The following is a 12,596-nucleotide window of genomic DNA, read 5'->3' on the forward strand; positions in this document are numbered from 1 at the left end:
GACTCGGTCACGCGTGAGGTGGCTCAGTACGCGGAGTTGACGTTGTCGATGGAGCCGTAGCGGTGGGCGGCGTAGTTGGCGGCGGCGGTGATGTTGGCGACCGGGTCGGTGGAGTTGTTGGCGGTGCCGGCGACGTGGAAGGCCTTGAACGTGGGGTCGATGACCTGCAGCAGCCCCTTGGAGGGGATGCCGTTCTTGGCGTTGACGTCGTAGTTGTTCTGGGCGTTGGGGTTGCCGCTGGACTCGCGCATGATGTTGCGGTGCAGGCCCTCGTAGGTGCCCGGGATGCCCTTGGCCTTCATGATGGCCAGGGACTGCTTGATCCAGCCGTCGAGGTTGTTCGCGCCGCCCTTGGCGCCGGCGGGGTCGGCGGCCTTGGTGGTGACGGCGGGGGCGGCCTTGGGGGCCTCGGCGGCGTGGGCGGTGGCCGGCATCAGCGTCAGGGCCGCGGCCGCGACGCCGGTGGTGGCCAGGCCGGTGACGGCCAGGTTGCGCAGACGGGCGAGGCGGGAAGCAGCGGTGATCGCGGTCATGGGGGTCTCCTACGGGACGTCTTTGAGGCGCCGGCCGGATGATCCGGTCGCGGCCTGTCGGGCGTCGGGGCGAGGCCCCGCACAGCGCGGCAAACAAGGACGGCCCCGGCGATCCCGCCCGGCCCGACCCGCTGCTTGCGGCGACGAGAGACATGGTTAGCGACCGCGGAAACCCCACGCAAGAATGTGACGTACTACCCAAGGGCGTATGAATGTCCTAAATCAGCCTTTTGGTCGCCTTCCGCCCTGATGGAGGGGTGAGCCCTTCTACGAAGCCCGATAGGACGTGACCTGCCTCTCGTGGGTGGCGTCACGCGCTCGGGGCCCCGAAGGGCTGGTTTTCGGCCCGGCGAGGGGCACGCGCCGAGGGTGCCGGCGCCGGGAGAAGGCCGCCCCCACACACGAGTGGGGCCCGGCCTGTCCCGGCCGGGCCCCACTCGACTCACGCTGCGTACCGCCGTACGGCCGCGCCCTGACTACCAGCGGTACCAGCGGCCCCGCCGGCCGCCGCTGTCCGCGGACCGGACCACGAAGCCGAGCAGCCAGACGACCAGCACGATCACCGCGATCCACCACAGCGCCTTGAGCGCGAAGCCCGCGCCGAAGAGGATCAGGGCCAGAAGAAGAACCAGAAGCAGGGGAACCATCGATATCAACCTCCTGACCACCGATTGCCCTTACATCAGCCATACAAGCCCACAAAAGTAGAGTTACTTTCACGTGTGTGCGGGCATGTTCGGCGCACGGTCCGGTTCCCCCATTCCTCCGCACCACGCGCCGTTTACGGGCATTGGCACGGGTCAAGCGCACAGCAGGCACTGATACCGGAAAACCGAGGACGGTGAGCGGCATGGCCGCCAGCGAGAAGGCCCGGGCAAAGATCGAACAGATGGTGGGCAAGGCCGCGCAGGCCGCCGGACGGGCCACCGGCAACCACACGCTGATCGCCAAGGGCCGCGCGGCGCAGGCCGCGGGCAAGGCCCGGGAGACGAAGGAATCGCTCAAGGACACGGGGCGGCGGTGAGAAGGGCAGGGCGTGCCGCAGCCGGCTCGGGGACCGACCACGGCACCGCCTCGGCCGGACCGCCGCTTGGAGGAGGACAGCGGCGCCCCGGCACACACCCCCGGATTTCCGGATCGCGGCCTCGCATGCGGGCCCGAACGGGTGATCCCGTCCCCCACGCCGCCGGCATGCCCGTCGCGGCGCCCTGGGCGCCGCGGCCGGCCGGAGACGCGTGGCGAGCGTCATTCCATAGGGGCGGCCGCAGTGGGTAAGCGGACAAGGTCAGCAAGCACGATCAGTCATCGGACCACCCGCAGCTCATAGGAAACATCCATGGTCATCCCGCTTAGGAATCAGGCGAAGGATGAGCACCACGAGGCAGCCGCCTTGCGCTACAGCGCCGTCTGGGACATCCAGGGCACATCCATCGCCGACAGTCGGCACGCGGTTCGCACCCTGCTCTCACGGGCGGGTCACCACACCGACCAGCAGCCCTGCCAGGACGCGCAGATCGTCGTCAGCGAGCTGGTCACCAACGCGCTGCGACACGCGCCGGGCCCCGGCGAACTCCTGCTGGAGCTCACGGCGGATCCCGCTCTGCTGCGGATCACCGTCCGCGACAGCTCGTCCCGACCACCCCGTCCGACGCCCCGCACCCCGGACCGCATCGGCGGGCACGGCCTGCACCTCATCGCTCGTCTCTGCGACCGCGTGCACACGGTCCTCGTGGACCAGGGCAAGCACGTCATAGCCGAACTCAGACTGCACGAGGCCCCGGCGCACTAGCCGCCGGCGCCGCAGCGCACGACCGTACCGCCCACCGCACACGACCGTGCTGCCCACCGCTGGAGCGGCGGGCAGCACGGGGCGGGGATGCGGGGGTGGCGGCGTCAGCCGGTGGCGAGCATGCCCTCACGCAGGCGGGCGAGAGTGCGCGACAGGAGCCGGGAGACATGCATCTGGGAGACGCCCAGGTGTTCACCGATCTGCGCCTGGGTGAGCTCCTCCACGAAGCGCATGTGGATGATCCGACGGTCACGCTCGTCCAGCTCGGCGATCAGCGGGGCCAGGGCGTGGAAGTCCTCGACCAGCTCGAGGGCCTGGTCCTCGGTGCCGATGAAGTCCTGCAGCACGGTCTCGCCGTCCTCGCTGCCGCTGATCGCCGCGTCGAGGGAGGAGGAGTTGTAGCCGTTGGCGGCCAGCCGGGCCTCCTGGACCTCTTCCTCGGGCAGGCTCATCAGCTCCGACAGCTCCTTGACCGTCGGGGTGCGGCCGAGCCGGCTGCGCAGCTCCTCGGTGGCGCGGGCCAGCTGCACGCGCGCCTCCTGCAGCCGGCGCGGAACGTGCACGGCCCAGGTGGTGTCACGGAAGAAACGCTTGATCTCGCCGACGATGTACGGAATGGCGAAGGAGGTGAACTCGGCCTCGCGGGACAGCTCGAACCGGTCGATCGCCTTGATCAGACCGATCATGCCGACCTGGACGATGTCCTCCATCTCCTCCGGACCGCGGCTGCGGAACCGGCCGGCCGCGTAGCGGACCAGGGACATGTTCATCTCGATCAGCGTGTTCCGCGCGTACTGGTACTCGGGCGTGCCCTCCTCCAGCACCGTGAGCTGCTGGAAGAACAGCCGCGACAGCTCACGGGCGTCCTTGGGGGCCACCTGGGAAGGGTCGGCCACCTCCGGCAACTCCACGACGCGCGTGTCAGTCGCCGTCATGTTCATGGTCGTCATGCTCTGTCCCCTCCCACAATCGGTGCCGCCGCTGCCGTCGCCGGTAGCGGCCGATGACGCAGCGGTTACCCCCTCATCCTGCACCCATGCCCGCGATGTGCACGAATTCTGCACAGGATGGCGATGACCCGACTCAGCCGCTCAGCCGTGTGTTGAGCCGGGCGGCCTGGCGGGTCAGATGGTCGCGCTCGGGCAGGTTGGGTGCCGTCCGGGCCGCCTGCGCGTACAGCCGCGCCGCCGTGGTCAGATCCCCGTCGCGCTCGTGCAGGTAGGCGGCGACCGCGGTGTGACGGGGCAGCGCGGCGTCCAGGGTTGTGAGGGCCGCCAGCCCGGCGCGGGGACCGTCGGCCTCGCCGACGGCGACCGCTCGGTTGAGCCGCACGACCGGGCTGTCGGTCAGGCGGATGAGCTCGTCGTACCACTCGACGATCTGCACCCAGTCCGTCTCCTCGGTGGTGGGCGCGTCGGCGTGCAGCGCCGCGACGGCGGCCTGGGCCTGGAACTCGCCCAGCCGGTCACGGGCGAGCGCCGCCTGCAGGATGCCGACGCCTTCGGCGATCGCCTCGGTGTCCCAGCGGCCGCGGTCCTGCTCGGCGAGCGGCACCAGGCTGCCGTCGGCGGCGGTGCGGGCGGCGCGTCGGGCGTGGTGGAGCAGCATCAGGGCGAGCAGCCCCGCGACCTCGGGGTGGTCGATCGCGGCCGCGAGCTGCCGGGTGAGCCGGATGGCCTCGGCGGCGAGGTCGACGTCGCCGGAATAGCCCTCGTTGAAGACCAGGTAGAGCACCCGCAGCACGGTGGAGACGTCGCCGGGCCGGTCGAAGCGCACGCCCGAGACGGTGCGCTTGGCCCGGCTGATGCGCTGCGCCATGGTCGCCTCGGGCACCAGATACGCCTGGGCGATCTGGCGGGTGGTGAGGCCGCCCACGGCGCGCAGCGTGAGCGCGACCGCGGACGCCGGGGTGAGCGAGGGGTGGGCGCACAGGAAGTAGAGCTGAAGCGTGTCGTCCACCGCGGGCGCGGGTCCGGGCGCCGGCTCCTCCTCCGTGCGGTCCTCCCGGCGCCGGCGGGCGGTGTCCGCCCGGGCCGCGTCGAGGAACCGGCGCCACGCCACGGTGACCAGCCAGCCCTTCGGGTCCCGCGGCTGCTCGTCGGGCCAGGCGCGGACCGCCTCGACCAGGGCGTCCTGTACGGCGTCCTCGGCCGCCGCGAAGTCGGCTCCGCGGCGGACGAGGACGGCCAGCACGCTCGGGACGAGGCTCCTGAGCAGAGCGTCGTTCATCGATGGGGGCAGTCCGTGACCGTGGGATGCGCGGCCAGGAAGGGCCGGACCTCCAGCCACTCGTGGATCGGCCTGCCGCCCGCGCCAGGGGCCGCCGAGAGTTCCCCGGCCAGTTCCACCGCGCGGTCGTGGCTATCGACGTCGATGACCATCCAGCCCGCGATGAGGTCCTTGGTCTCGGCGAACGGGCCGTCGGTGACCGGCGGGCGCCCCTCGCCGTCGTACCGGACCCACTGCCCCTCGGGGGCGAGCGCCTGGCCGTCGACGAACTCACCGGTCTTCTCGAGGCGGGCCGCGAACTCCTGCATGTACCGCACGTGCGCCGAGATCTCCTCGGGCGTCCACTGGTCCATCGGGATGTCGTTGACCGGAGCGGGAGCGCCTCGGTAGTGCTTGAGCAGCAGGTACTTGGCCATCGTCGGTCTCTCCTCGGTACTGGTGCGGCCCATTGTGGTCGCGTTCACCTCGGGGACGGAGCCGATCCCCGGTTCTCGACATCGACGTCCGAAGCCGGCACCTCGCGGAGGTCGTCTCCGCGAGGTGCCGGTGGGTCAGTCGTCAGCCCTGGGTACCGCCCTGGGTGTTGCCGTTGCCTCCGCCCTGCGTGCCACCCTGGGTGTTGCCATTGCCGCCACCCTGCGTACCGCCCTGAGTGTTGCCGTTACCGCCACCCTGCGTACCGCCCTGGGTGTTGCCATTGCCTCCACCCTGCGTGCCACCCTGCGTGTTCCCGTTACCTCCACCCTGGGTACCACCCTGCGTGTTGCCATTGCCTCCACCCTGCGTACCGCCCTGAGTGTTCCCATTGCCGGCACCCTGGGTACCACCCTGCGTGTTGCCGTTACCGGCACCCTGGGTACCACCCTGCGTGTTGCCGTTACCGGCACCCTGGGTACCACCCTGCGTGTTCCCGTTGCCGGCACCCTGCGTGCCGCCCTGCGTGTTGCGGTTACCGGCACCCTGCGTACCGCCCTGCGTGTTGCGGTTACCGGCACCCTGCGTACCGCCCTGCGTGTTGCCGCCCTTCCTCTGCATGTTGTTGTCGTTGTGGTGCCCGTGGTTGCTGCTCGCATGTGTGGCCGAGTGGTGGTTCATCATGGGCGCCGCTTCGGCGCTCGCGACACCGATGGTTCCGGCGGCAAGAGCCGCGATGCAGGAGATACCGGCGATACGGGCGGCCATGTGACGTCGAATGTTCATGGTGAGAATTCCTTCGTTTTGTTTCCGGAGGCTGGTTGGCCTTTCGTGATTTCATTTCAGCCCCTCCGGACGCCGCTGTACGTCCACCGGTCGGTGGAGCGACCGGTTGACCCGGTCGTAGGAGAAGCGCTCGCGGTGGCGGGCCACCCGGTTGCGCGGCCGTCGGGCACTCCAGACCATTTCAGTGAGGCTTCTGGAGGATCCGATGGCACTTCCCGACGCATCGCCGGCCGCTCAGGAAAGCGGCCGGCCCGGGCGCCCGGACGGAGCCGAGGTGTCCGCTCTCCACCTGCGGAGGGCATTCAGGTGGCAGGCGACGCTGCGCATCGCGGTGGTGGTCGCGTTCACGGTGGACCTGGCGGTGTTCCCGCCGTCGGAGCGGTTGCCGCTCTCGGTGGCGCTGGCCGTCGCCTACACCGTGTGGACCCTGGCGACACTCTGGGTGTCGTGGACGCCCCGCAAGCTGTTCCCGGACTGGGTGTATCCGCTGGCCGACCTGATACTGCTCACCGCGTTGATGGCGGTTTCGGGCAATTTCTCGGACCCGAACTGGAGCGCCTCTATATCCGCTGACATTTTCCTGTTCATTCCCGTGCTCGTGTCTTTTCAGATGCGCCCGGTGCTCACCGCCGTGTCCGGTGTGCTGGCGGCGGCGAGTTATGTCATCGGGACCTTCGTCGGCCATCTGCGGCAGCCGTACCTGCATTTCACGCTGCTGCACGGTCTGTTCATCCTGGTGGTCTGCGCGGGCTGCGTCCTGCTGTCGGACGTGCAGCAGCACCGCGTCCGGTCCATCAGGGAACTGGCGGAACACCGTCTGTGGCTGCTGGACCGCATCATGGCGGCGGAGGAACGGGAGCAGCGCAAGATCGCCGAGGTGCTGCACGACGGGGCGCTGCAGAACGTCCTGGCGGCGCGGCACTTCATCGACGAAGCCGCCTGCGGTCCCGAGGTGACCGAACCGCTGCACCGCGCCGACGACGCCCTGACCGCGGCCAGCAGGCAGCTCCGTTCGTCGGTGCGGACGCTGCATCCGGAGGTCCTGGTGTCAGGAGGACTGGTGCACGCGCTGGAACACCTGACGCAGCAGGCGTCCGAGCGGGGGAAGTTCCACGGCGAGGTCCGCTCGGGCATCACCACGGCGGGTTCCGCGGACCGGCCGCTGTACTGGCTCGCCCGGGAGATCCTGGAGAACGTGGTGAAGCACGCGCATGCGAAGAACGTCCTGGTGTCCCTGCAACCAGCGGATCCGGAGAGCGTCCGCCTTTCGATTTCCGACGACGGCGTCGGGATATCCGGCGACGCCATGGCCCGGAGTCTGTCGTCCGGCCATATCGGAATCGCCTCGCACCGGGCCCGGATCGAGGGCATGGGAGGGGTCTTCACTCTGCACAGCAACGAGTCGGGCGGTACGACGGTCGAAGCCGTCGTACCGGTGGGGTGAGCCCCCGCGCCTCCCGGTGGCCCGGGGGTTAGGGCTCACCTAGTCTTGTCGGGAGCCGCCGAGAGCGATCACGAAACAGCACGGTGCTGACGAAAGGCCGGGATTGCCGTGGCAACGCCGAATCCTGCCCGCATCAGAGTGGTAATCGCCGACGATCATCCTTTGTTCCGGGAAGGGATCTCACGCGCGCTGCAGCTCAGCGGGTCCATCGAGGTGGTGGCCGAGGCGGAGAACGGCCGGGACGCGCTGGAGATCATCCGCCGTGAGGTGCCGGAAGTCGCCGTGCTGGACCTGCGGATGCCGGAACTCGACGGGATCGCGGTGCTCCACGCCCTGGTCCGGGACCAGGTCGCCACGCGTGTCCTGTTGCTCTCCGCCTTCACCGACAGCGCTTCCGTCTACCGCGCCATCGAAGAGGGGGCCAGCGGCTTCCTGACCAAGGACAGCAAGCGCTCGGAGGTGGTGGAGGCGGTGCGGGCGATCTCCCGGGGCAAGACGGTGGTGCCGCCCGAGGTGACGGGAGGGCTGGCCGAGGAGATCCGGATGCGGCGGTCGCAGAACGCCCCGACGCTCAGCGAGCGGGAGCGGCAGGTCCTGGACGGCATGGCCAGGGGACTGAGCATCCCGCAGATCGCGCAGGAGCTTTTCCTCGGCACCAGTACGGTCAAGACCCACGCCCAGCGTCTCTACGAGAAGCTGAAGGTGTCGGACCGGGCCGCGGCGGTCGCCGAGGCCATGCGGCGCGGTCTGCTGGAGTGACCCCGTGGCGACGATTCACCGCCGGCCCGACACGCCGGCCGTCGGGGCGCTGCTGGCCATGGTGGGCGGATACCTCGACGCCTACACCTTCGTGCGGCACCGGGTGTTCGCCAACCTGCAGTCGGGCAACGTGCTGCTGTTCTGCGTGGAGGCCACGGCCCGGCACTGGCACCGTGCCGTCCTGCTGCTGATCCCCGTCGCGGCCTTCGGCGTCGGTGTGCTCCTCGTCGAGATCCTCGGCCTGCCGCGCCTGCTGCGGCTCGTCCGCCGGCCGCTACGGATGGTGCTGACGCTCCAGATCCTGCTGCTGGCGGGGGTCGCGGCCGTACCCGACGACGCCCCGTCCCAGGTGACCACGGTGACGGTGTCGTTCGTCGCCGCCCTGCAGTTCTCGACCTTCACGTCCCTGCGGGACGCGCCCTACACCACGCTCGCGGAGAGCGGGAACCTGCAGAAGGCTATCGCCGCCGCACATCGGTGGCTGTCGGCCAGGGAGCCGGCGGACGCGCGGCGTGCGGGACAGTACGCCCTGGTCATCGCGGCGTTCGTCGTCGGCGCCGTGCTCGGCGCCGTCATCACCCGGCTGGTCGGCCCTCCCGCGGTCGGCGTCGCCGCCGGACTGCTCGCCGCCGTTCTCGCCCTGCTGATCCGCGAGACCCGGCGGTTGCAGCGCCTCGAAGCCGCCGGGTCGGCGGCTTCCCCGCCGTCGGCCACGCCCTGACCGTCAGTCCGCCGCCCCGTCAGCCCTCCGCCCTGCGCGGTCTGCCCCGTCAGCCCCGGCCCCGCGCAGTCTGCGTGCCGCGCGTTCGTCGTGCACGAAGAGGGCGAGCCCGGCCGCGAGGACCACGCAGGCGGCCCACACCGCGCGCTCGCCCCAGACGAGGGTGAGCCAGCCGCCGCCGCACGCCCCCACCGTGAACGCGACGACGACGCTGGTGAACTGGCGGGAGCGGCGCCTGGCGTCCTCGTCGCCGTCGACCACCGCCTGGTACAGGTTCTGCATGGCCGCGCGGAGGTTTCCGGTGGTCATCGTGCTGTTGTAGGCGGTGTCCACGAGCGTGCGGAAGGTGGACATCTGCACCGACGCCATGAAGGCGATCGGGACGGTGACGAACGCGTCCGGGGCGTCGCCCGGGACGAGTCCGACCAGGGCGAGCACGAGCAGTTCCAGCACGATGGCCGCCCTGGCCGGTTTCCGCAGCACCGCCACCACCCTGGGCCGTTGCAGGGTCTCGGCGACGAGCACCCCGGCCACGAACGCGAGGATCGGGGGGACGTGGTCCAGTGCCTCCAGCCAGTGCTGCTGCGCGGTCGCGATGCCCAGCAGCACGACGTTGCCGGTCTGCGCGTTGGCGAACACCCCGCCCCGGCTGATGAAGGTGTAGGCGTCCAGGGCGCCGCCGACCGTCGCGAGCAGGACGCCCAGGCGAACCGACCGGTGCGTGGCCGGCGCGGGGGGCGTCCCGGTGGGTCCGCCCGCGGGTACGGGTCCCTGCCCTCCGCCGCCTTCCGGCCGTGGCGTGGCGTCCGGCATGCCTCCCACCTCCACGGCGTCGCGGTTCTCCGATCATCGCCCACCGTCCGCCTGCGCGCTTTCGGGGGACGCGGGAGTCATCCGGTCGGTCCCCCGATCGTCGGACACCCCGCGGCGGACCGCGGTCCTAGCGTCGTGAACACAAACGGTCAGACCCCCGGCAAGTGAAGCGAGAACGACATGCGTGACGAACGAATCGACCACAGGATCGACGAGCAGCGGCGTGTCGTCGTCGGCGTCGACAGTGACAGGAGCAGCGTCGTGGCGCTGCGGTGCGCGGCCGAGGAGGCCCGCCGGAGCGGCGCCGTCCTCGTCGTCGTGGCGGCATGGAGTCCGTTCGGCGGGGACGTCGCCGAACGCACCTATCCGTGCCCCGAACTGGACGCCTCTCAGCGGTCGGCGGCGCAGCGGCTGCTCGACAGCACCTGCCACCTGGCCGCGCTGCCCGACGAGGTCGTGGTGGAGCGCCGGGTGGAGCGGGGGCCGCTCGGGCCGGCCCTGGTGGCCCTGGCCGACGGCAAGGACGACCTGCTGGTGATCGGGCTGCGGTTCCGGCAGGCGTTCGGCCGGCTGCGTTCCTCGGTCGACCGGTACTGCCAGCGGCACGCTGCGGCGCCCGTGCTCGTCGTACCGCCGCACTGGGAGGCCCCGGCCGTCCCCGCCCTCGCGGCCTGAGGGGCCGGGTCGCGCGGGCCCGCTCCTCCCCCGGCCCTCCGCCCCTTCCCCTCCTCGCCGCTCCCGCTCCCCGTCCGTCCCCCTCGGCAGGCCCCGGTTCCGACCGGGGCCTGCCGCGCGTGCCGGCCGGATGCGCGGGTCGCGGGCCGGAGGGAGCATGAAGGAACAGCACGCAGCACGCCACACACGCCTCACCCTTCCAGACGGGTGTCCGACGCGGGACATGGCCATGAACCAGACGGACACGTACAGCACCCTGCACCGCGACTACGCCTTCGCGGACGCGTTGCGGGAGACCATCGAGCAGCTGGACGCGAACACGGGCCTGGTCTACCTGCTCGCGGACGACGAACGGACCCTGCGCACCGCGATCGTGGCCGGAGCCCAGCCGACGATCTTCACGATGCCGGAACAGGTGGACGTGGGCGATCCCTACGCCACGGCGGCCGCGTTCCGCACCGGGGAGATGACCATGGCCGGGTTCCCGACCCCCCACTCCCCCGACCTGAAGCTCGCCAGCCGGGTCCCGTTCCCGTACTCGGTGGTGTCCGTCCCCCTGGACACGCCGGCAGGGCGCCTCGGTGTGGTCACCGTCATCTGGATACCGCCCCGCACCCGCTTCCTGTACGCCCGGCAGGTGGCATGGCTGGTGAACAGGGTCACGAGCCTGGCCGGCGCCCTGGCCGCGTTGGCCGCCACGGGGGTCTCGATGCGGCCGGGCAACAAGCCCGCCCTGCTGCCGGTGTACCGGCGCGGCGTCCCGCCGGCGGGGACCGCCAACTTCGGCTGGGGCCTGCCGGGCCTTCCCGGCTCGACCGAGGTCAGCTTCATGTACCAGGTGCACCAGCTGGCCGCCGAGCTGAACGAGGCGGCCAGCGTGAACGAGGTCATGGCCGTGACCCGCAAGCGCATCATGACGCCCTTCGGCGCCCGCTCGTTCCTCGTCAGCACCTTCAGGGACGGCAGGCTGTGGGTGGCCGGCCACAGCGGCTACCCCACGGTCGCCCTCCGACTGCTGCACGGTTCGGCGGCCGACCCGCACCGCCCCGACGCCGACGCCCTGCTGAAACACACCTCCCTGTTCTTCGAGGACCGCACCACCCTGCTCGCGTCGTATCCCAGCGCAGTCGAGGACGGTGTGGAAGCGGCCGTGTTCCTGCCCATCGTCATGAGCGGCCGCCCCACCGGCGTGTGCACCCTCGGCTTCGACCGGCCACGGACCTTCAGCTCCCAGGAGCGCGCCGTCTCGATGATGATGATGGATCTCCTGGGCCCCGCCCTGGAGCGGGCGAGCCTCGGGGAGAGCGCGCGCACTCTCGCCGAGAGCCTGCAGAAGAAGCTCCTGCCCCGGGACCTGGTCGAGGTCCCCGGCATGGTCACCACCGCTCGCTACGTGCCCGCGCCCTCCACCGCGGGTCTGGGCGGCGACTGGTACGACATGGTGCCGCTGTCCGGCGGCCGCATCGCCCTGGTCGTCGGTGACGTCGAGGGCCACAGCATCGAGAGCTCCGTGGTCATGGGGCAGCTGCGCAGCGCGGTCCGCGCCTACGCCACGGAGGGCCACTCCCCCGGCGCCGTCATGGTGCGCGCCAACCGGCTGCTGAACGAACTCGACACCGACCTCATGGCCACCTGCTGTCTGATCAGCTTCGACATCAACAGCGGGCTCGCCGAGGCCGCGCTGGCCGGCCACCCGGGCCCGCTGCTGCGCACCCCCGACGGCTTCGTCCACTCGCCCCAGCTGCCGCCCAACGTCCCGCTCGGTGTCGAGCCCGAGGCGACGTACGGCGTCAGGGAGCTGACGGTCACCCCCGACACGCTCCTGATGCTCTACACCGACGGCATGACCGAGTCGCGCTCGCTCGACACCGCCCTGTGGGCGCGCACCCTGCTGAAGCCGGCGTCCGCCTCGCTGGAGAAGCTCGCCGACCACCTCCTCGAAGAGGCGACCACGCACGGGACGCACCGCGACGACGTGGCCCTCCTCCTCGCCCGCTACGAGGGGCCGCGCCCCGGTCCCAACCGGCGTATCACCCGCAAGACGTTCCACCGGCACGACCTCCGGGCGGTGAAGGCGGCCCGCCAGTTCATCAGCGACAGCCTCCACACATGGGGGATGGACCAGATGATCGACAGCTTCCAGCTCGTCACCTCGGAGATCGTCACCAACGCCCTCATCCACGCAGACAGCGACGTGGACCTGCGGCTGCGCGAGTACCCCGACCACCTGCGCCTGGAAGTGCGCGACGGGGACCCCACCCCGCCGGTCCCCGCGTCCATCACGCTCACCGACGACACCAACGAGCACGCCGAGCACGGCAGGGGCCTGATCATCGTCGACAGCCTCTCCTCCGAGTGGGGCAACTCGCCCAGCGGGCGCGGCAAGACGGTCTGGGTGGACATGTACAACCAGTGAGGCCCGTTCAGCGAGGC

14 protein-coding genes are annotated in these 12,596 nt (G+C 70.8%); 7 read left to right on the forward strand and 7 right to left on the reverse strand.

The genetic code is table 11. The annotated features are described in order from the left end of the window. Positions 1–23: 23 nt before the first annotated feature. Complete coding sequence (locus tag PV343_RS16380) at positions 24–533, reverse strand: transglycosylase SLT domain-containing protein (RefSeq protein WP_319147638.1); 510 nt, start codon at positions 531–533, stop codon at positions 24–26. Positions 534–1,009: 476 nt separating this feature from the next. Next, the gene (locus PV343_RS16385; protein WP_086727732.1) at positions 1,010–1,180 is read right to left on the reverse strand and encodes a DUF5670 family protein; all 171 of its coding nucleotides are present in this window, start codon (positions 1,178–1,180) and stop codon (positions 1,010–1,012) included. A 203-nt stretch (positions 1,181–1,383) separates the two neighbouring features. On the opposite strand from PV343_RS16385, the gene PV343_RS16390 reads away from it, so the two are divergent. Beyond that, entirely contained in the window at positions 1,384–1,557 is a 174-nt protein-coding gene (locus tag PV343_RS16390) for a CsbD family protein (protein ID WP_319147639.1), read from the forward strand. Positions 1,558–1,869: 312 nt separating this feature from the next. After that, complete coding sequence (locus PV343_RS16395; protein WP_319147640.1) at positions 1,870–2,322, forward strand: ATP-binding protein; 453 nt, start codon at positions 1,870–1,872, stop codon at positions 2,320–2,322. A gap of 104 nt (positions 2,323–2,426) precedes the next feature. On the opposite strand, the gene PV343_RS16400 is transcribed toward PV343_RS16395, so the two are convergent. The 4 genes from PV343_RS16400 to PV343_RS16415 form a co-directional block, all read right to left on the reverse strand. Continuing rightward, positions 2,427–3,272 carry an RNA polymerase sigma factor SigF gene (locus PV343_RS16400; RefSeq protein ID WP_319147641.1) on the reverse strand — a complete coding sequence of 282 codons (846 nt, stop codon included), beginning with the start codon at positions 3,270–3,272 and terminating at the stop codon, positions 2,427–2,429. A gap of 133 nt (positions 3,273–3,405) precedes the next feature. Further along, the gene (locus tag PV343_RS16405; protein ID WP_319147642.1) at positions 3,406–4,551 is read right to left on the reverse strand and encodes an RNA polymerase sigma factor; all 1,146 of its coding nucleotides are present in this window, start codon (positions 4,549–4,551) and stop codon (positions 3,406–3,408) included. Continuing rightward, positions 4,548–4,967 carry a YciI family protein gene (locus tag PV343_RS16410; RefSeq protein WP_319147643.1) on the reverse strand — a complete coding sequence of 140 codons (420 nt, stop codon included), beginning with the start codon at positions 4,965–4,967 and terminating at the stop codon, positions 4,548–4,550. The genes PV343_RS16405 and PV343_RS16410 overlap by 4 nt, the downstream gene beginning before the upstream one ends. 142 nt (positions 4,968–5,109) lie before the next feature. Continuing rightward, complete coding sequence (locus tag PV343_RS16415) at positions 5,110–5,751, reverse strand: hypothetical protein (protein WP_319147644.1); 642 nt, start codon at positions 5,749–5,751, stop codon at positions 5,110–5,112. A 274-nt stretch (positions 5,752–6,025) separates the two neighbouring features. On the opposite strand from PV343_RS16415, the gene PV343_RS16420 reads away from it, so the two are divergent. From PV343_RS16420 to PV343_RS16430, 3 genes are all read left to right on the forward strand, one after another. Continuing rightward, positions 6,026–7,195: a sensor histidine kinase gene (locus PV343_RS16420; RefSeq protein WP_319147645.1), complete on the forward strand. Its 1,170-nt coding sequence runs from the start codon at positions 6,026–6,028 to the stop codon at positions 7,193–7,195. A gap of 138 nt (positions 7,196–7,333) precedes the next feature. Then, positions 7,334–7,954, forward strand: a complete 621-nt coding sequence (locus tag PV343_RS16425) for a response regulator transcription factor (protein ID WP_319147646.1) — start codon at positions 7,334–7,336, stop codon at positions 7,952–7,954. Positions 7,955–7,958: 4 nt separating this feature from the next. Further along, positions 7,959–8,675, forward strand: coding sequence for a YoaK family protein (locus PV343_RS16430; protein WP_319147647.1), 717 nt, complete (start codon positions 7,959–7,961; stop codon positions 8,673–8,675). 3 nt (positions 8,676–8,678) lie between these two features. On the opposite strand, the gene PV343_RS16435 is transcribed toward PV343_RS16430, so the two are convergent. Further along, a complete protein-coding gene (locus PV343_RS16435) occupies positions 8,679–9,488 on the reverse strand; it encodes a YoaK family protein (protein WP_319147648.1) in 810 nt (269 codons plus the stop codon). 180 nt (positions 9,489–9,668) lie between these two features. On the opposite strand from PV343_RS16435, the gene PV343_RS16440 reads away from it, so the two are divergent. Continuing rightward, positions 9,669–10,163 (forward strand): universal stress protein, encoded by a 495-nt coding sequence (locus tag PV343_RS16440; RefSeq protein ID WP_319147649.1) that lies wholly within the window; start codon positions 9,669–9,671, stop codon positions 10,161–10,163. A gap of 229 nt (positions 10,164–10,392) precedes the next feature. Beyond that, complete coding sequence (locus PV343_RS16445) at positions 10,393–12,579, forward strand: ATP-binding SpoIIE family protein phosphatase (RefSeq protein WP_319147650.1); 2,187 nt, start codon at positions 10,393–10,395, stop codon at positions 12,577–12,579. The last annotated feature ends 17 nt before the right edge of the window (positions 12,580–12,596 follow it).

The organism is Streptomyces sp. WI03-4A (assembly GCF_033792105.1).
Taxonomy (GTDB): domain Bacteria; phylum Actinomycetota; class Actinomycetes; order Streptomycetales; family Streptomycetaceae; genus Streptomyces; species Streptomyces collinus_A.